Source organism: Rhodococcus sp. (in: high G+C Gram-positive bacteria), assembly GCF_049299235.1.
Classification (GTDB): domain Bacteria; phylum Actinomycetota; class Actinomycetes; order Mycobacteriales; family Mycobacteriaceae; genus Rhodococcus.
In genome coordinates this window covers 1-17,945 of sequence record NZ_JBAQXC010000350.1, presented here as the reverse complement: position 1 = coordinate 17,945, position 17,945 = coordinate 1, and the positions used below count along the sequence as shown (strand labels likewise).

15 protein-coding genes are annotated in these 17,945 nt (G+C 66.5%); 4 read left to right on the top strand and 11 right to left on the bottom strand.

Annotated features, from left to right (window positions below):
- The 7 genes from WAX14_RS21915 to WAX14_RS21885 form a co-directional block, all read right to left on the bottom strand.
- On the bottom strand, positions 1-840 hold an 840-nt coding region (locus WAX14_RS21915; protein WP_422630152.1), incomplete at its 3' end, for an ABC transporter ATP-binding protein.
- Entirely contained in the window at positions 837-1,826 is a 990-nt protein-coding gene (locus tag WAX14_RS21910; protein WP_422630151.1) for an ABC transporter ATP-binding protein, read from the bottom strand. The genes WAX14_RS21910 and WAX14_RS21915, both read right to left, overlap by 4 nt.
- Positions 1,823-2,728: an ABC transporter permease gene (locus WAX14_RS21905; protein WP_422630150.1), complete on the bottom strand. Its 906-nt coding sequence runs from the start codon at positions 2,726-2,728 to the stop codon at positions 1,823-1,825. Before WAX14_RS21905 ends, WAX14_RS21910 begins: the two co-directional genes overlap by 4 nt.
- Positions 2,725-3,672 (bottom strand): ABC transporter permease, encoded by a 948-nt coding sequence (locus tag WAX14_RS21900; RefSeq protein ID WP_422630149.1) that lies wholly within the window; start codon positions 3,670-3,672, stop codon positions 2,725-2,727. The genes WAX14_RS21905 and WAX14_RS21900 overlap by 4 nt, the downstream gene beginning before the upstream one ends.
- Positions 3,673-3,699: 27 nt before the next feature.
- Positions 3,700-5,244: an ABC transporter substrate-binding protein gene (locus WAX14_RS21895; protein ID WP_422630148.1), complete on the bottom strand. Its 1,545-nt coding sequence runs from the start codon at positions 5,242-5,244 to the stop codon at positions 3,700-3,702.
- 52 nt (positions 5,245-5,296) lie between these two features.
- Positions 5,297-6,838 carry an ABC transporter substrate-binding protein gene (locus tag WAX14_RS21890; protein WP_422630147.1) on the bottom strand — a complete coding sequence of 514 codons (1,542 nt, stop codon included), beginning with the start codon at positions 6,836-6,838 and terminating at the stop codon, positions 5,297-5,299.
- A gap of 38 nt (positions 6,839-6,876) precedes the next feature.
- Positions 6,877-8,397 carry an ABC transporter substrate-binding protein gene (locus WAX14_RS21885; protein ID WP_422630146.1) on the bottom strand — a complete coding sequence of 507 codons (1,521 nt, stop codon included), beginning with the start codon at positions 8,395-8,397 and terminating at the stop codon, positions 6,877-6,879.
- 316 nt (positions 8,398-8,713) lie between these two features.
- Here WAX14_RS21885 and WAX14_RS21880 point away from each other — a divergent pair, with 316 nt between their 5' ends.
- The 3 genes from WAX14_RS21880 (at position 8,714) to WAX14_RS21870 (ending at position 11,279) form a co-directional block, all read left to right on the top strand.
- Positions 8,714-9,040, top strand: coding sequence for a hypothetical protein (locus tag WAX14_RS21880; RefSeq protein WP_422630145.1), 327 nt, complete (start codon positions 8,714-8,716; stop codon positions 9,038-9,040).
- Between the two features lie 125 nt (positions 9,041-9,165).
- Positions 9,166-9,558: a YbaB/EbfC family nucleoid-associated protein gene (locus tag WAX14_RS21875; RefSeq protein WP_422630144.1), complete on the top strand. Its 393-nt coding sequence runs from the start codon at positions 9,166-9,168 to the stop codon at positions 9,556-9,558.
- A 74-nt stretch (positions 9,559-9,632) separates the two neighbouring features.
- Positions 9,633-11,279: an acetolactate synthase gene (locus WAX14_RS21870; RefSeq protein WP_422630143.1), complete on the top strand. Its 1,647-nt coding sequence runs from the start codon at positions 9,633-9,635 to the stop codon at positions 11,277-11,279.
- Positions 11,280-11,298: 19 nt separating this feature from the next.
- Here the strand turns inward: WAX14_RS21870 and WAX14_RS21865 are convergent, their stop codons facing one another.
- Positions 11,299-12,477 carry a patatin-like phospholipase family protein gene (locus tag WAX14_RS21865; protein WP_422630142.1) on the bottom strand — a complete coding sequence of 393 codons (1,179 nt, stop codon included), beginning with the start codon at positions 12,475-12,477 and terminating at the stop codon, positions 11,299-11,301.
- A 362-nt stretch (positions 12,478-12,839) separates the two neighbouring features.
- Positions 12,840-14,321, bottom strand: coding sequence for a carboxylesterase/lipase family protein (locus WAX14_RS21860; RefSeq protein ID WP_422630141.1), 1,482 nt, complete (start codon positions 14,319-14,321; stop codon positions 12,840-12,842).
- A gap of 250 nt (positions 14,322-14,571) precedes the next feature.
- On the opposite strand from WAX14_RS21860, the gene WAX14_RS21855 reads away from it, so the two are divergent.
- On the top strand, positions 14,572-15,804 hold the full coding sequence (locus tag WAX14_RS21855; protein ID WP_422630153.1) for an APC family permease: 1,233 nt from the start codon (positions 14,572-14,574) through the stop codon (positions 15,802-15,804).
- An 11-nt stretch (positions 15,805-15,815) separates the two neighbouring features.
- On the opposite strand, the gene WAX14_RS21850 is transcribed toward WAX14_RS21855, so the two are convergent.
- Together WAX14_RS21850 and WAX14_RS21845 are read right to left on the bottom strand one after the other, a co-directional pair.
- Positions 15,816-17,045 carry a macrolide family glycosyltransferase gene (locus tag WAX14_RS21850; RefSeq protein WP_422630140.1) on the bottom strand — a complete coding sequence of 410 codons (1,230 nt, stop codon included), beginning with the start codon at positions 17,043-17,045 and terminating at the stop codon, positions 15,816-15,818.
- Between the two features lie 95 nt (positions 17,046-17,140).
- Positions 17,141-17,518 carry a hypothetical protein gene (locus WAX14_RS21845; protein ID WP_422630139.1) on the bottom strand — a complete coding sequence of 126 codons (378 nt, stop codon included), beginning with the start codon at positions 17,516-17,518 and terminating at the stop codon, positions 17,141-17,143.
- Positions 17,519-17,945 lie beyond the last annotated feature (427 nt).

The window sequence follows — 17,945 nt, the reverse complement described above, 5'->3', positions numbered from 1 at the left end:
GATCCGGTCCCGGCCGCGCTGCCGGCGTGGGTTCGGCACCGGCACCGCCGACAGCAGCGCCTTCGTGTACGGATGTGCGGGGTCGGTGAACAGCCGCTCCGAAGGGCCCCACTCCACGATCCGGCCCAGATACATCACCGCCGTCGTCTGCGCGATGTGCCGCACCACCGCGAGGTCGTGCGCAATGAACAGGTATGCGACACCCAGTTCGCGCGACAACCGCTCGAGCAGTCCGATCACCTGATTCTGGGTGGACACATCGAGCGCACTGACGGCCTCATCCGCGACGATCAACTTCGGTTCGACCGCGATCGCCCGGGCAATCGCGATCCGCTGACGCTGACCGCCGGAGAACTCGTACGGATACCGCTGCGCGTGATCGCGTCGAAGCCCGACCTGTTCGAGAAGGTCCCCGACCCGTTGCCGACGGGCCCGCGCGTCGAGATCCGTGTGCACCTCGAGCGGTTCGGCGATCGCTTCGCCGACGGTGCGCGCCGAGTCGAGCGATGAGTACGGATCCTGGAACACCATCTGCATGTTCCGCCGCGCGGTCCGGAGATCGGTGCGCGACAGCGCGGTCACGTCGACGCCGTCGAGAGTGACGGTGCCTGCGGCGATGTCCACGAGACGCAGGATTCCCCGCGCCGTGGTCGACTTCCCGGAGCCCGACTCCCCCACGAGCGCGAACGTCTCGCCGGCCCGGATGTCGAAGCTGACGTCGTTGACGGCCCGCACGGTTCGCTTACCGCCGAACAGCGCGGAGCCACTCCGAAATTCGACGGCCAGGCCCCGCACGCTGAGCAGCGGGCTCTCCGAACGCTTCTGCAGGTCGACGGTCACGAGCATCCCTCCAGGACCAATTCCGCCGCCCGCGCACACCGCGTCTGCCGGTGTCCGCCCAGGTCGTCGAGTTGAATAATGCTGTTGCACTCGGATTCCCGATACTCACACCTGGGCGCGAACCGGCAACCGGTCGTGATCGACCCCGGGATCGGGGGCGAGCCGGGGATGGTGTGCAGGTCCACCCTGCCGTCGATCGACGGCACCGACTTGAGCAGGCCCTCCGTGTACGGGTGGCGAGGTACGTCGTACAGGTCGACGGTGCGGGCCCGCTCGACGACCTGACCCGCGTACATCACCACCACCTCGGTGCACAACTCCGCAACAACGCCGAGGTCGTGGGTTACGAACAGCACGCCCATATCGAATTGCGTTGCCATGTCGCGGATCAGGTCGAGCACCTGCGCCTGGATAGTCACGTCGAGTGCCGTGGTCGGCTCATCGGCGATCAGCAGCTTCGGTTCGCAGGCGAGTGCCATGGCGATCATCACCCGCTGGCGCATACCCCCGGAGAACTCGTGCGGATACTCCGTGACACGCCGCGCCGCATTCGGGATCCCGACCAGGTCGAGGACCTCGACGGCGCGGGCGAGCGCCTGCTTGCGCCCCACCCCGCGATGGCGGCGCACCACCTCCGAGATCTGATCCCCGACGGTGAACACCGGGTTCAGGCTCGTCATCGGTTCCTGAAAGATCATCGCGATGTCGTTGCCCCGCACCGCGCCCAGCTCCCGTTCTGAGGCCGCGAGAAGGTCTTTGCCCTGGAACAGGATCCGCCCTCCGGTGATCCGGGACTGACGTTGCGGCAGCAGGCGCAGCACCGTGCCGCAGGTGACGCTCTTGCCGGACCCCGACTCCCCCACCAGCCCAACGAGGTCGCCGGCCCGAACGTCGAACGAGACGTCCTGCAACACCGGGGTCCACCCGCTCCGGGTGAGGAACTCGACCCCGAGGCCTTGCACTGACAGCAACGGTGTCTCACTCATCGCTCGCTCCTGTTCTCGCGTCCGACAGAATCGCGGATGCCGTCACCGAGGGTGTTGCAGGCCAGCACGGCCAGGATGATCGCGATCGCCGGAATCAGCACCGGCCACGGCGTGTAGTTCCACGCCTCGCGCCCCTCGGCGAGCATCCGTCCCCAACTCGGGTCCGGTGGCTGCACACCGAGGCCGAGGAAACTCAACGACGATTCCGCCAGCATCGCGAACCCGCACGCGAGGCTGACCTGGACGATCAGCGGCGAAAAGATGTGCGGCAGCACGTGGGTACGGATGATCCGGCCCGTCGGGGTGCCGATGCTGCGGGACGCCTCGATGAACGTATCCTCCCGGACCGCGATCACCGCCCCTCGCACGACCCGGTAGAAGCGCGGCGCGAACACGATACCGATGGCAATCATGGCGTTCGTCAGGTTCGGTCCCATGACGCCGACGATCGCCATCGCCAGCAGCAGCGGCGGAAAACTCAGGAACGCGTCGGCGATACGGGAGATCACCGCATCCCAACGCTTCCCGAGGAACCCGGCGACCAACGCCGGGACCACCCCGATCACCAACCCGACCGACACCGAGATCGCGGCCGCCGATACTGCAACCCGCATCCCGTACATCAACCGGGACAGGGTGTCCCGGCCTAGGTTGTCGGTGCCGAGGAGATAGCCGTCGCTCAGCGGCGGCAGCCGTCGGGCTGTCAGGTCTTGAACCAGCGGGTCGTGCGGCGCAATCAGCGGCGCGAGCAGACCGACCACGGTGATGACGAGCAGGAACACCGCCGAGATCAGCGCCGCCCGGCGGCCCCGGAACCGGCGGAGGAACCGTCGGCGCGGTGACTCCACGGCGTCCGAGACGGATTCCGCCGACACCGAGGAGGATTCGTCCAGTGCAGTCATGCCGCCCTCCTGGTCTTCGGATTGAGGTAGCCATAGGAGATGTCCACCACGAGGCTCATGACGACGGTGGCGAGGACACCGAAGATGACGACGCCCTGAATTGCGGGCAGGTCCCCGGACAGCACGGCCTGCACCGCGAAGTCGCCGAGTCCCTTGAGCCCGAACACCGACTCGATGACCGCGGTCCCGCCGAGAAGAAACGCGATCTGCATGCCGAGCACGGTTGCCGTCGGGATGAAAGCGTTCTTCAGCGCGTGTTTGACCAGGACTGTGCGGCGCGGGAGTCCCTTGGCGGTCGCAGTGCGGACGTAATCCTGTTGCATCACGTCGATCATCGAACTACGCAACTGTCGGGCGATCTCCGCGGCCGCCGCCACGCCGAGCGCGACGGCGGGCAGCAGTAGATGCGACAGCCACGGCCACAGGCCTTTGCTCAGTGGTGCATAGCCGGTGGCGGGCAACATCTTCAAGCTCATCGAGAACAGCAGGACCAGCAGCAGTGCGAGCACGAAGTTCGGGGTGGCGACGCCGAGGGTGGATCCGACGCTGCTGACCCGATCCTGCCAACTACCGGGCCGGCTGCCGCCGATGATGCCGGCGGGGATCCCGATCACGAGGGCGACCAGCACCGAAACCACCGCCAACGACAGCGTGACCGGGATCCGGTCGACGATCATGTCGAGCACCGGCGCCTTGTACGTGAAGCTGGTGCCGAGATCGCCCTGCAGCAAGCCGGTCAGGAAATGCACGTACTGCACGACGACCGGCTGATCAAGGCCCAGTTGCTGCCGGACCAGTTCCACCTGCTCGGGCGTCGCCGATTCACCGGCGATCCGGTGCGCGGGATCGCCCGGAATCAGGAATACCAGGCTGAAGGTGATTGCGGTGGCGATCAGCAGTAGCGGAATCACCGCCACCAGACGACTAGATATCAGGCGTAACATGATTCGGTCCTCCTCGCTGTCCGCTGACTACTGCGCCGCGGCAATCCCGACACCGCCCCATTCGTCCATGGCGCGGTACGGCTGGTAGCCGACGACCCGGTCGGTGACGATGCCGCCGAGGTCCGCGAAGGCCAGCGGCACCATGGGTGCCTGATCCATCACAGCGGCGGACGCCTCTGCGATCCGCTCTCCCCGACGCTCCGGGTCGACCTCCCGGTTCGCGGCGTCGATCGCCTCTTGGAATCCGGGAATCGTATCCTTGGACGGGTTCTGCGGTGAGGTCGCCGAATAGTAGGTGGTCAGCAGGAGTGACGGGTCGGCGCGCCCGACGACGGTGGTCAGGATGGCATCCAGCTCGCCGCGGTTGAATACCGGCGACATTTCCTGCGGTGTCATGATGCGGATCTCCATGCGAACACCGATCTTCGCGAGCTGTTCCTGCACGATCTGCGCGATCAGCTGGTTCTCGGGGAGGTTCATCACACCGGCTGTGAACGAGAAGCCGTTCGGCAGCCCCGCTCGAGTGAGCTGGTCTTTCGCCGCCTGTTCGTCGTACGGATACTGGTCCGCGAGGCCTTCGTTGTAGGAGAAGTAGCCGGACGGGAAGTTCTGGGACGCCGCCTCGCCGTGTCCCTCGAGTGCCGTCTCGGTGATGACCTCGCGGTCGATCGCGCGGGTCACGGCGCGCCGGACATCGACTTTACCGAACTCACTGCGTGTCCGGTTGAAGTGCAGCACATAGTGGTTGAGGCTGGTCTGCACCTCGGCTTCGAGCCCCTGCTGACGTGCCGGGTCGATGATGAGCGGGGTCGCGATGGCCACGTCCATCTGGTCGGACGCCAGGGCGTTCAGTCGAGTCTGGGGGTCGGTCATCACCGTCCACACGAAGTGGTCGGCCTTCACCGATGCTCGGTCCCAGTAGCCGTCCCACGATGCGAAGTCGTATTCAGCGCCCGGGGTGGACTTGGCCACCGTGTACCGGCCCGTCCCGACGGGGTTCAGAACCAGTGCGGCGTCCTTCTCCGGAGTACCGAATGCATTGGGGCTGACCATCATCCCCGGCAGGTCCGACAGCGTCAGTACCAATTGCGCACCCGGACCGCTGAGCGCGAGGACCACCGTCCGCGGATCGGGTGTGTCGATCCGGGTGATCGGCGCCAGCATGGTGGTGGTGATGGAGTCCGGTTCCTGGGCACGCTGGAGGTTCGCCTTGACCGCGGCGGAGTCGAACGGCGTCCCGTCCTGGAACACCACCCCGTCCCGGAGGTGGAACGTCAGCGTGGATCCGTCGGGCGCGAACTCCCACGACTCCGCCAGTCCAGGTGTGGGATTCGCGTCCTGGTCGCGGTGCACCAGCCGATCGTAGACCTGTGCGAGCAGGATGTTGTCCTGCGCGACCTTGGTCTTGTGCGGATCGAACGAGGACGTCCCGTACGTCGTTGCGTACCGGAATGTGGCGGACGGATCCGTCGCTGTCGATGACGTGCCCGCGGCCCCCGTGTCCTCCGTCCCGGCACACCCGGCAAGCAATGCAGCGGTCAACCCGATTGCCGCGATCATTCTGCGAGACATGGCTTCCTCCCCTTCTGACGTGGCTGTGTACGTTGTTCCGGCGGTGGGTTCGTCAATTCGTCGCGACGCCGACCCCACGCCACTCGTCGACGATCCGGTTGGGTTCGTACCCGACGAGACGGTTCGACGTGATCGCCCCGAGCTGCGCGAACGCGATCGGCAGCATCGCCGCCTGCCCCATGAGCACCTCGTTGACATCACCGAGCAGCGCGGCGCGCTGCTCTGCGTCGGTCGCCCGATTCGCGGCGTCCATCGCCGCCCGGAATCCGGGGATGTCGTCGTGGGACGGATTCTGCGCCGACGCCTGCCCGTAGAACGACGTGAGCAACAGCGACGGGTCGGCCCGGCCGACGAGGGTGGTGAGGATCGCGTCGAGCTCACCCCGATTGAACGCGGGGTTGAGGTCGGTCGGCGTCATCGACCGGATCTCCATGGTGATGCCGACCTTCGCCAACTGCTCCTGCATGATCTGCCCGATCATCGTGTTCTCCGGCAGGTTCGACACCCCGACCACGAACGAAAAGCCTTCGGGAACACCAGCATCGAGCAGCAACGACTTCGCCACCGACGGGTCGAACGGATATTGCCCGTCGAGCGCGTCGTCGTGCGCGAAGTAGCCCTTGGGGAAGTTCTGGCTCGCCGCCTCACCGTGGCCCTCCAGCGCGGACGCGACGATGGCATCCCGGTCCACGGCGTGCGCGAGAGCGCGGCGCACCTCGACCTTGCCGAACTCGCTCCGTGTCCGGTTCAGGTTGAGAACGTAGTTGTTCAGGCTTGTCTGGACGGGCGCGGTCAGCCCCTGCCCGATCGCCGAATCGATGGACTGCGGTGTCGCGATCGCGGCGTCGAGCTGATCGGAGGCCACCCCACCCACCCTGGTCTGTGGGTCGGTCATCACGGTCCACTGGAAGTTCGTGGCCCGTACCACCTCCGGATCCCAGTAACCCTGCCGTGACGTGTACTGATAGTCCGCTCCGGGTTGCGCCTTCACCACCGTGTACCGCCCGGCACCGACCGGGGTGAGCACCAGCGCCGCGTCCTTCTCCGGGGTACCGAACGCGTTGGGGCTGACCATCATTCCGGGAAGATCCGACAGCGTGAGGACCAGTTGTGCACCGGGGCCGTTCAGCGCCAGCACCACGGTCTGCGGATCGGGGGTGTCGATGGCGGCGACGCCGGCGAGCATCGACGCAGTGATCGAATCTGGTGCCAGCGCTCGTTCGAGATTCGCCTTGACCGCTGCCGAGTCGACCGCGGCGCCGTCGGAGAAAGTGACGCCGTTCCGCAGAGTCAGGGTCAGCGCAGATCCGTCGGCGGCGAACTCCCACGACTCGGCCAGTCCCGGCACCGGGTTCCCGTCGATGTCCCGGTGGACAAGGCGGTCGTACACCAGGTTCAGCATCGTCGAATCGCTGGTGATCGTCGTCTTGTGGGGGTCGAAGGACGACGCCCCGTACGTGGTGGCGTAGCGCAGCGTCGCAGCCGGGTCCACGTCCGCGTCGTAAGCTCCTCCGGAATCCGCCCCGCCACAACCAGTGACGAGGGCGGCAGTCACCGCGAGCGCGGCCGTCAGTCTTCGTGGGAACACAAGCATCCTTCGGTCGTGGAGGGGCGGAAGGGAGGACCGGACGACTACTCGGCCGTGAGGCCGACGCCGCGCCACTCGTCGATCAGCAGGTTGGGCTCGTAGCCGACCACGCGGTCGTCGAGCGTGGAGCCGAGGGCGAAGAACACCAGTGGCAGGGCCAGGGCATTGTCGCTGACGATCGTCGACACCGCGCCGATCTTCTCGCCGCGTGCTGCGAGGTCGGACTCCGAGTTGGCCGCATCGAGTGCCTCTTGGAAGCCGGGAGCGTTCCCGCGCGAGGGATTCTGCGGTGACTCGGCACCGTACAACGTAGTCAGCAGGATCGACGGGTCGGCGCGTCCGGTGAACGTGGTGACGATCGCATCGGCGTCACCACGATTGAAGGTGGGCGACGCGTCGGACGGGGGCAGCGGACGCAACTGCATGTCGATCCCGACCTGCGCGAGTTGCTGCTGCGCGATCTGCGCGACGAGTTGATTCTCCGGCAGGTTCAGCAGGATCGCGGTGAAGGCGAAGCCGTTCGGCAGGCCGGCGTGGGCGAGTAGCTGCCTGGCCTTCTCCGGATCGTACGGGTACGCGCCGTCGAGAGCAGCGGCGTGCGCGAAGTACTGCTTCGGGAAGTTCTGAGTCGCGGGCTCGGCGTGTCCTTCCATCGCCGCGTCGGCGATGGCCTGTCGGTCGATCGCGTACGAGAGCGCCTGCCGCACCTCGAGTTTCGCGAACTCGCCGCGGGTGCGATTGAAGTTGATGGCCATGTGGTCCATCCGGATCGGGGCTTCAACGGTCAGCCCCTGCTGCTCCGCGGCATCGATCGTCAGCGGTGTCGTGATCGACGCGGACAGTTCACCCGACGCGACACCGTTCAGCCGGGTCTGCGGGTCGGTCATCACCGTCCACACGAATCGGGTCGACTTCACTGCCTGCGGGTCCCAGTAGCCCTCGCGGGCCACGAACTCGTATTCGGCGCCGGGCTGCGATCGCGCCACGGTGTAGCGTCCGGTCCCGGCGGGGGCGAGGGCCAGGGCCGCGTCCTTCTCCGGCGTCCCGAAAGCGTTCGGGTTGATCATCATTCCGGGCAGGTCGGACAGTGTCAGCACCAGTTGAGCGCCGGGGCCGGACAGCGCGAGGACCGCGGTCCGGGGGTCCGGGGTCTCGACACCGGCCAGGACGGACAGCATCGACGCAGTCACCGAGTCGGACTCCTTCGCCCGGTCGAGGTTGGCCTTGACCACGGCGGAATCGAAGGGGGTGCCATCGACGAAGGCGACGCCGTCCCGCAGGTGCAATGTCAGTCGGCCATCCTCGATCTCCCAGGACTCGGCAAGCCCTGGAACCGGGTTGGCATCCTTGTCGCGGTGCACCAGGCGGTCGTAGACGAGGTTCAGCATCGTCGCATCGCTGGTGATCTTGGTCTTGTGCGGATCGAACGATGATGTGCCGTACACCGTGGCGTAGTGGAACGTGGCATTCGGATCCGCGTCGGCCGACGTGGAGGTGGTGGCCCCGCTGCATCCCGTCAGCAATGCCGCGGTGAGGCCAAGTGCGACAACCAATTTACGTGACATCAACTCAATCCTTCGCAAGACACGCGCATGCGGAGACGTTCCACGGACGTGCGCAAACCCGCCGAATCCGACGTTGACCCGAACGTAAACGTGTCGGCGGTCACACTCACGACCTCATCCCGCTCAGCGGGAAGCCTCGGCGCCGGCTATCGACGCCGTCCAGTCACCGATCTCGCGCTCGTCGCGCAACAGATCAGCGTCATCGAGGAGGAGTTGAGGCCACGACCTGCTGCAATCCGCATGGAACCGATCCGTGCGCTGCTGCGTCCAACCCGACGGGTCCGGTTTTCGCGGCCGACGGATATCGGAGGATGCGGTGAGTGTTGTGCAGGTCGACCTGGACGCGTTGCGCACGATGGCATACCGGGTGTTGGGAGAATCGGACATCGTCTATGAGCTGAAGCCGGGGGCCGCGTTCGACTCGGCCACGGCAGCGCTGGCAGGCCCCTCGTCGGGCGCCGCGCTCACTCGGGCCGGCGCGCCCACGGACGCGACGTTTGTGGCGTTCGCGCATCGGCAGAGTGACAGTCAGGTGGCCGCGGCTATGTCGACGTGGCCGGGTTCACGGCTCTCGACGACGGGCGGGTCGAAGCACCCACCGTCAAGACGGGAAACCCGGACTGCGCGGCAGACGCCGAGTTGATCCGGTCGCTGCCAAGAACGGGGGCATCAGGTCGAACCCGGTTCAACCGAGACCGGCGCTTCGTACCCTGACTGAAGTACCGCCGATCACACAGCCCGCATATCCGGGTTGGTAAGGAGATTCAGATGACATTGCCCGAAGAATTCTCGGTGAAGGTTCGCCGTATCCAGAACGACGTCGAGCGGATTACCGGTCGCTCCATCGTGCACGGCGTCGCGATCACGGTCTCGGCGTCCGGCGCCATTCTGACCCTCGACATCCCCCACTCGGCACAGCAACTGGATCCGGGAACACTCGCAGACGCGGTCGCGGCCGCGCACTCCCGCGCGTATGCCGATGCCACCGAGCAAGCGCGGGACATTCGTGCCGAACTCGCCGACGATCCGCGGATCCGGCAAGTGACACAAGTCCTCGATACCCCCGTCGCTGCATCGGCCGCGGCGCGGAAGCGAGACGCCGAAGCGCAACAGCACGAGAGCGACGACGAATACTTCAGGAACTTCCGCGTCCTCAGATGATCACTGATCGCCACAGGAGCATCGAGTCCGCCGAATCGGCCGCACCATGCCGGATGCGCCCGTAGCCTTCCCGCATGGCCTCGGACATCGAAGGGCACGGCGGTGATCTCGCCGCGGCGATAGCCCACGCCCACGGCGCCCGGACGATGTTCACCCTCTCCGGCGCACATGTGTTCCCGTTGTACGACGCCGTCGTCAAGGGCGAATCGCGGATGCGGTTGGTCGACGTGCGGCACGAGCAGACGGCCGTGTTCGCGGCCGAGGCCACCGGGAAACTGGAACGTCGTCCGGGTCTCGCAGTGCTCACCGCGGGGCCCGGTGTCACGAACGGGGTCAGTGCCGTCACGCAGGCGCACTTCTCCGGATCGCCGCTGGTGGTGCTCGGTGGTCGGGCACCCAACGCCCGGTGGGGCACGGGCAGTCTGCAGGAACTCGATCAGCCGCCTCTGCTGAGCACCGTCACGAAACTCTCCGAAACCGCGCGCACCGTCGACCGGATCGCGCCCGTCGTGGATGCGGCCTTCCGCGCGGCAGGCTCGTCGCATCGCGGACCGACGTTCGTCGACATTCCGATGGACGAATTGTTCAGTCGCACAACCATACCGAATCCTATCCCCGCACAGCATGTGCGAATCGAACCGGATCGGACCGCACTCACCGAGATCGCAGGCCTCCTCGCACGGGCCTCACGACCGATCGTGGTGTTCGGCACCGATGTGTGGTCGGACGGGGCGGAGGCCGCCGCATTGCGGTTCGTCGAAGAACTGCGAGTCCCGGCGATCACCAACGGTATGGGCCGCGGCATCGTTCCCGGCGGGCATCCGCTGCTGGCGACCAAGGCACGTGGTACCGCCGTCGGCACCTGCGACCTGGCAATCGTCGTCGGCACCCCGTTGGACTTCCGGCTCGGCTACGGCCGGTTCGGTGGCCGCGACGGCTCGCCCGCCGCGCAGGTCGTGCACATCGCCGACAGCCCCGGCCAGGTGTCGGCGCACGCCGCGCTCACCGGTTCGGTGTCCGGCGACCTCACCGCGTGCCTCGACGGAATCGTCACCGCGTTGCCCGTCCGGCCCGACACCGGTGACTGGGTGCGCCGGCTGCGCGACGAGGTCGTCGCCGTCACGGCCCGCGAGCGCGAGTTACTCGGTGCCGATTCGGATCCCATCCACCCCGCCCGCATCTACGGGGAGTTGCTGCCACGCCTGGCCGACGACGCCGTCGTCATCGGTGACGGCGGTGATTTCGTCTCGTTCGCAGGAAAATTCGTCGAACCGTCGCGGCCCGGCCGGTGGCTCGATCCCGGCCCGTACGGGTGCCTCGGTGCCGGGTTGGGCGCCGCCATCGCCGCGCGCGTCGCACACCCGTCGAGTCAGGTGGTGCTGTTGCTCGGCGACGGTGCTGCCGGCATGTCGTTGATGGACATCGACACCCTCGTCCGGCATCGGCTGCCGGTGGTGATCGTGGTGGGCAACAACTCCGCGTGGGGTCTCGAGAAGGGCCCGATGCAACTGTTGTACGGATACGATGTCGCGGCGGATCTCGCTCCGGGCACGCGCTACGACGAGGTGGCGACCGCGCTGGGTGCGGGCGGTGAAGTGGTTCGGAATCCCCGACAGATCGGGGCGGCGCTGGATCGGGCGTTCGCCGCGAACGGTCCGTATCTGGTCAACATCTTGACCGACGTCGACGCCGTGTACCCGCGCTCGACAACCGGGATCTGAAATATTCCGAGCGAGTTTCTCATCGCGATTCGTCGCGCCCGCGGTCACCGATCACATTCATGTGCTCGGCCGCATGGTCCGCACCGAGAGCGGCTGCCCGCGTGGTGAATTCGGAGTCGAAGAAGAGGTAGCTCAACAGATTTCCGTGATCCTCGGGCGCACCGCCGATCAGCCTGGTCAGCATCCACAGTTCGGGACTACGCACGGCCCTGGTGTATCCGTAGCGTCGGAACACCCGGTCGGCGAGTTCTGCGATCTCCGCCTTCCGATGTTCGGGCGGGCCTGCGAACACGATGTCGACCGCGTTCTCGCCGTGTCGGTGTGAGCCGAGCAGTCGAATGTCTTCGACCATTCGGTCGGCGAGGAGGTTGCGCAGCGCCAGTGCGGCAATCGCATACACGTCGGGAGGTGGCCCGTCCGGAAGCGGCGCTGCGAGTTCGGATGCGCGGCCGGTGGGTGGCCTGGGCGTTTGCGACGACAGTGGTTGCGTGGCAACGACACCGAGCGTTCTGCAACCGAGCTCCACGGCGGGGACGAGCGGGGCGTTGAGCCGCAGTCCACCGTCGATGTACCAACCGCGCCAGCAGGACGGCTGACTGATCCGGACCGGCCGGAACAGCAGCGGAACGGCGGCGGATGCCAGCACATGATCGACGGTGAGTTCGGTACGAACGTAGGTGATGTTTCGGGCCGGGTCGTCGGGTGGCACGTCGACGGCGTCGTTGGACTCGAGGAAGACGACTGTTCCGCCGGTCGTGACCGACGTCGTCGTGACCGCGACCGCATCGACAAGTCCCTCGTCGATGTTTCGGTGCAACTGTTCCAGCGGCAATTGCTGGGCGAGTTTGGTGCGGAGACGTCGCGGATCGAGCAGGCTCGGGATTCGCACGGACAGCCCTGCGAGTTGTCCGGCGTAGCGGAGACCGGTTCCGATTCCACTGGTCAAACCGAAAACGTCGCTCGGCCGGACAGTTCCCCAGGTGTCGACAAGGAATTCGGTCGCCTCGCGTGCGTCGAGGTGAGCGAGCCCGCCGAGGGCGACAACATTCAGCGCTCCTGCGCTGGTACCCACCAGGACGGAGGGGCGGGTCCCCCGGTCCACCATCCACGGCAGGAGGACGGACAACGCACCCGCCTCGTAGGCGCCTTTTGCTCCCCCGCCTGCGACGACGAGCCCGATTCGTGTTCCGGTGGACATCTGCGTGTGCCTCCGTCCCGACCGACGTCGATGCGTTGTTCGCGTCGAGGCTTGCGTCGGGGGGTCGCGGCCGGCAGTTCGGTCTTGCGAGCGGTCGTCGACGAAACCTCGACGTTCCCCATCAAGGAAACCGTTCCCCATCAATGAAACCACCGGGTCACGAGACCGCGTTCGACGAGTTGATCCCGGGAACATTGCCCACAAATAACAACTGACCGCAGCGATTGAATCAGCTGCGGTCAGCGGTATCGATACGGTAACAGGTGGACAGGCGACGACGGAATCACTTGTTTCATGAAGTGAGTCACACGTAGTTTTGGGGGCTCGACCGGGCGGGTATGGCCTATCGGATCGCGTTCTCCCTACCGGATCGCGTCCCACAGCATCCGAATGTCGGCACCCGGGTCCTCGAGTTGGCCGGATTCCGCACCGAAACACATCACGATGCGATCCTCGCCGTACGGATTCCAGCCCGGACGCCCCGTGGTCACGAACGACACCCATGCCCGGTGCATGTCGTCCGCCAAAACCTGGGGTGGATGCGGACCGGTCAGCAACTCCACACCCTCGACGTCGAGGTTGTCGAAGGTGAAACCCAACTCGAGCGAATGAGTCGCCCCCAGCCTGCCCTCGAACAGACTCGACGGCCACTCGAACCGATACACGAACGTGGAGAGGAGCTGCACGGCGCGAGCTTCCGCGACACGGATCGCCGGGATCAGGAACATCCAGTCGCCGAGCACCGCGGACAACAATTGACCCGGTGACGCGCCCGGCCGCGAGCCACGGTAGGCGGCGAGGGCCGTGTCCACGTCGAGTCCGTACGCCTCGACCATCATTCGCAGCGTGTCGTCATCGATACCTTGATCGGCTCCGCTCGGCACGAGAAACAGGCTGTATTCGTCGACGTTCGTTCCGATCAGGACGTCGACGTCTGCCGACGCGCCCGCCACGATCCGGTCGATGGGACGCCCCGGCAGCACCGTCCCGTCCACACACGGTTCGAACGGCATCGAGTCCGCCGCCACCTCGCCCCATTGCTGCGGGTCGGGCTGAGCGAGAATCCGGCGGGCCAGGGATGCCTGCGCCGCGACCAGGTCGGCGACGTCGATGTCGGAGAACCCGTCCCGAGTCGGCTCGACGCCGAGCGATTCCGCCAGCGCCGCGGCAATCCGCTGCGCTGTGCCGAGAGACATCACCGAATGACCGGCGCCGCTCTGCGCGACGGCACGCCGGAACAGGCCGTCTGCGGCAGGCATCGCGAGCAGCGACATCACGCTCATCGCCCCCGCGGACTCGCCGGCGATGGTCACCAGGTCCGGGTTGCCGCCGAACGCGGCGATGTTGTCGCGCACCCAGAACAGCGCCGCGACCTGATCGAGCAGGCCCCGGTTGGCCGGTGCGCCCTCCAAGAACGCGAAGCCTTCCGCACCGAGTCGGTAGTTGATCGACACGAATACGACGCCGTCGCGCGCGAACGCGGAACCGTCGTAGACCTGCACCGCGCTGCTGCCGTTGACGAACGCGCCGCCGTGGATCCACACGAGCACCGGCAGCGACATCTCGAGGTTCGGCGTCCAGACGTTCAGGTTGAGGATCCCGTCGCCGGGAATCTCCGGGTCCGGCAACATCCGGTCGAGCGGCGACGCATATGCCGGGTGTGGAGCAGTCGGACCGAAGTCGAGTGCGTCGCGGACCCCGTCCCACGGCTGCGCGGGCTCCGGCGCTGCGAATCGCAGATCCCCGAATGGCGGAGCCGCGTACGGAATACCCTTGAACACGGATATCCCCGCCCTGGTTTCGCCACGTACCCGACCCCGCGTTGTCTCGACAATGGGCTCCACCTGTCACTCCTCGCGGCCGTTGCAGTTCGGGCGACGTCATCTTTGCACCCCAACGGTCCAGGAGACGGGAAATCGCCGGTGACGCACCGGTTGTTCGAACCTCGTTCGGCCCGGAGCGCGGAGCCGGCATCGCCCGCACGTGGGATGATCACCGACAGCTCGAGACGTCGTCATCCGAGGGTGAACATCGACAGGAGTTGTGGTGTCGGACAGTGTCTCGGCAGGTGGGACGGGGATCGTGACGGGTGGCATGCGGCGCACCCTGGGGGTCACCGATGCGGTGCTGATCGGGCTCGGGTCGATGATCGGGGCCGGGATCTTCGCGGCACTGGCCCCAGCGGCGCAGGCGGCGGGGTCGGGGTTGCTGCTGGGGCTCGCGGTGGCCGCGATGGTGGCCTACTGCAACGCGACCTCGTCGGCGCGGCTGGCGGCTCGATACCCGGCCTCCGGCGGCACCTATGTGTACGGCCGTGAACGACTCGGGCCATTCTGGGGATATCTGGCGGGGTGGAGTTTCATGGTCGGCAAGACCGCCTCCTGTGCGGCAATGGCATTGACCGTCGGTATCTACGCCTGGCCTGACCACGCACATGCGGTAGCGGTGGCGGCGGTGGTGGCGTTGACCGTCGTCAACTACCGCGGAATACAGAAGTCGGCGATCGTGACTCGGGTGATCGTCGCGCTGGTGCTCGCCGTACTCGCCGCGGTGGCGGTCTCGGCATTCACCTCCGGTGCAGCCGAGGCTACCCGGTTGGAGTTCGGATCCGACATCACCGTGAGCGGGGTGCTGCAGGCAGCAGGATTGTTGTTCTTCGCATTCGCCGGCTACGCGCGCATCGCCACCCTCGGTGAAGAGGTACGCGACCCGGCCCGCACGATCCCGCGGGCGATCCCGCTCGCCTTGGGCATAACCCTGCTCGTGTACGCGGTGGTCGCTGTCGCAGCACTGCTGGTGCTGGGCCCGCGGGGACTGGCCGAGGCGAATGCGCCCTTGTCGGTGATGGTACGAACCGCCGGTGCCGACTGGCTGGAGCCGGTCGTGCGCGTCGGGGCGGTGGTGGCCGCGCTGGGATCACTACTGGCGTTGATCCTGGGCGTCTCTCGCACCACGATGGCGATGGCCCGTGACCGCCACCTGCCGCACGCGCTGGCCGCCGTACACCCCCGGTTCGCGGTCCCGTACCGGGCCGAACTCGCCGTCGGGATGATCGTGGCGGTCGCCGCCGCCTTCGTCGACGTCCGAGCCGCGATCGGATTTTCCTCCTTCGGGGTGCTGCTCTACTACGCCATCGCCAACGCCGCCGCGTGGACACTCACCCCGGCAGAGGGACGACCGGCGCGGACCGTCCCGATACTCGGGATGGCCGGATGTGTGGTGCTTGGATCGACGCTGCCCGGACAGGCCGTGCTGACCGGGATCGCCGTGGTCGCTGTCGGCGCGGCGATCTACGCGCTGCGCCGCTACCGGCGTCATATCGGATGAGCGACGACAGCTCAGTGAGCCGGGGCCCGAACCGGCGGGAGAAAGCCCTCGATGATGTCGACGGCGGTCGCCACCCCACCCGCGGCTCGCAACTCGTCGGCGAGTTCCGCACTGCGCGATCGAACTTCGGGTGCATCGACGACCCGGAGCGCGTCGCGCAATTCGTCGACGGTCACCGTGTCACTGTCGACGCGCACCGCTACTCCGGCCGCGACCAACGCATCGGCGTTCTCGAACTGGTCGACCGCCTGCGGTGCCGCAATCATGGGCGTTCCGGTGACCATGCCTTCGCTCGACCCGCCCATGCCCGCGTGGGTGAGGAAGGCGTCGGCGTCGCGCAAGATGTCGAATTGCGGCACCCAGCGGTGTACCTCGACGTTGCCGGGCACGGATCCGAGGTCGGCGACGTCCACCTGGGTGCCGATCTGCAGCACCACATGCCAGCCGTCGAGATCACCGAAGGCCTCGACGCAGCGGCGGTAGAAATCGGCCCGGGCGGTGAACGCCGTACCGAGGGAGACGAGTAGTACCTTCACCGCCCCGGCAGGAGGCGTCCAGGCACCGTCGGATGCGCGGTCGACCGGCAGTGCGGGTCCGGTGAAGGTGTAGACGTCCTCGTTCACCCGGTCCGCATTGGGTTGCATCGACTTCGCGATGAGTACCACGGCACGGGGTGGACGTCCGAAGAAAGCATCCGGATCCATGGTTATGCCATTGTCCTGCAGGAACTTCTGCTGCCTTTCCCGATAGGCGATACCCTTCGGTTCGGACCGCATCGAAGCCAGGACCGGTTCCATGTCCTGCTCGTACCCGTCCCAGGCGACGTAGGTCGGCGACAGTTGGACGATGGAAACGCCCCACTCCTCGGCGAGGATACGAGCCGGACCGCCGGCGATGTCGTAGAGGAACACGTCCGGCTGGTCGTCGCCGTAGATCGCCCGCAACTGCGGAAGCATCGACTCGTAGTCCTTCTGGAACAGGGTGAGCTGATCGATCATGTCGCCTTCCCACGACGCCTCCGGCTGGTCACCCGGATCGGTCTCGCCGCGGTTCACCCCGGGCAGCGACGAGAGGTAGGGACGGAATTCCGCCCCGGTCGCCTCGATCACCGGAGCCATCGAAACGTCGTTCGCGTAGGTGACGCGGTGACCGCGCGCGACGAGTTCCCGGATTATCTCGAGACTGGGGTTGACGTGGCCGGGTGCGGGAATGCTGACCATAGCGATGTGGGCGCGCGACATCGGTTCCTTCCGGTGCGGTCGACCGACCGACCGACCGACCGACCCAGAAGACCACAGACGTTCCGGTCGATTCCAGTGAATTTCGGGGCCGTCCGTCAGAAGGCCAGATCGTCGTCGCTTCCCGATCCGGAATCATCCGGGCCGAACGATACGTCGTCCCCCGGATCGAACTCCTCGTGCCCGAAATCGTCGTGCCCGACGCCGTCTGCGGTGATCGAACCGTCGTGGGGATCGAGGTCGGTGTCGTCACCGAACGGCAGCGGCTCGAGTTCATCGTCGAGTTCGGCGTCGTGTCCGATGCCACCGGTGTCGATGTCGTCGTCGGGAATCAGACCCGCGTCGGCGTCCGGTGTGTCCGGGTCCGTGGCAACGTCGAGGATGCGCTCCCACAGTCCGCCCGGCAACTCTGCGATCGTGTCGTTCCGGTCCAGACCGAGCAACTCCCACAGCGACGGGTCCGGTTCGTCGGTCATCACTCCCCCTTTCCGATGCCCGTCCGGACCCTGAATGTGCAGAGTCCCGAACACCCTGGTGCAGTCGTACGCGGTGAATGCGGTTGCATTCACTCTTCAGGTTCGATGCGCGGAACCCTCGAAATGTTCCCGCGTGGTGCAGATCATTCGACGATCGGGTTCGCCTGCTGGAATCCGCATGCAAGGCCGGTTCATTTTTTGTTATCCAGATCACATTTTCTTCCGACTGCACCACCTCGACCTGCACTTTCCTGATTCGTCGACGCTCCCTGCGAAAAAAGTCGGTGCGCTGCCGGAACCTTCCGGGTTCTCGGCCGCTCCTATCCCCGACACACCCGATGAGCGAAAGGCAGCACCGACATGGCGAACCGCGGATCCTTCTCCGACAGCTCCAGCTCCAGCGACGCGAACCGTTCGGACTCGGCGT

Bases quoted from the DNA above. Each gene is read 5' to 3' on its own strand.
- WAX14_RS21910 (WP_422630151.1), bottom strand. From the start codon at position 1,826: ATGAGTGAGACACCGTTGCTGTCAGTGCAAGGCCTCGGGGTCGAGTTC.
- WAX14_RS21905 (WP_422630150.1), bottom strand. From the start codon at position 2,728: ATGACTGCACTGGACGAATCCTCCTCGGTGTCGGCGGAATCCGTCTCG.
- WAX14_RS21900 (WP_422630149.1), bottom strand. From the start codon at position 3,672: ATGTTACGCCTGATATCTAGTCGTCTGGTGGCGGTGATTCCGCTACTG.
- WAX14_RS21895 (WP_422630148.1), bottom strand. From the start codon at position 5,244: ATGTCTCGCAGAATGATCGCGGCAATCGGGTTGACCGCTGCATTGCTT.
- WAX14_RS21890 (WP_422630147.1), bottom strand. From the start codon at position 6,838: ATGCTTGTGTTCCCACGAAGACTGACGGCCGCGCTCGCGGTGACTGCC.
- WAX14_RS21885 (WP_422630146.1), bottom strand. From the start codon at position 8,397: ATGTCACGTAAATTGGTTGTCGCACTTGGCCTCACCGCGGCATTGCTG.
- WAX14_RS21875 (WP_422630144.1), top strand. From the start codon at position 9,166: ATGACATTGCCCGAAGAATTCTCGGTGAAGGTTCGCCGTATCCAGAAC.
- WAX14_RS21870 (WP_422630143.1), top strand. From the start codon at position 9,633: ATGGCCTCGGACATCGAAGGGCACGGCGGTGATCTCGCCGCGGCGATA.
- WAX14_RS21865 (WP_422630142.1), bottom strand. From the start codon at position 12,477: ATGTCCACCGGAACACGAATCGGGCTCGTCGTCGCAGGCGGGGGAGCA.
- WAX14_RS21855 (WP_422630153.1), top strand. From the start codon at position 14,572: ATGCGGCGCACCCTGGGGGTCACCGATGCGGTGCTGATCGGGCTCGGG.
- WAX14_RS21850 (WP_422630140.1), bottom strand. From the start codon at position 17,045: ATGTCGCGCGCCCACATCGCTATGGTCAGCATTCCCGCACCCGGCCAC.
- WAX14_RS21845 (WP_422630139.1), bottom strand. From the start codon at position 17,518: ATGACCGACGAACCGGACCCGTCGCTGTGGGAGTTGCTCGGTCTGGAC.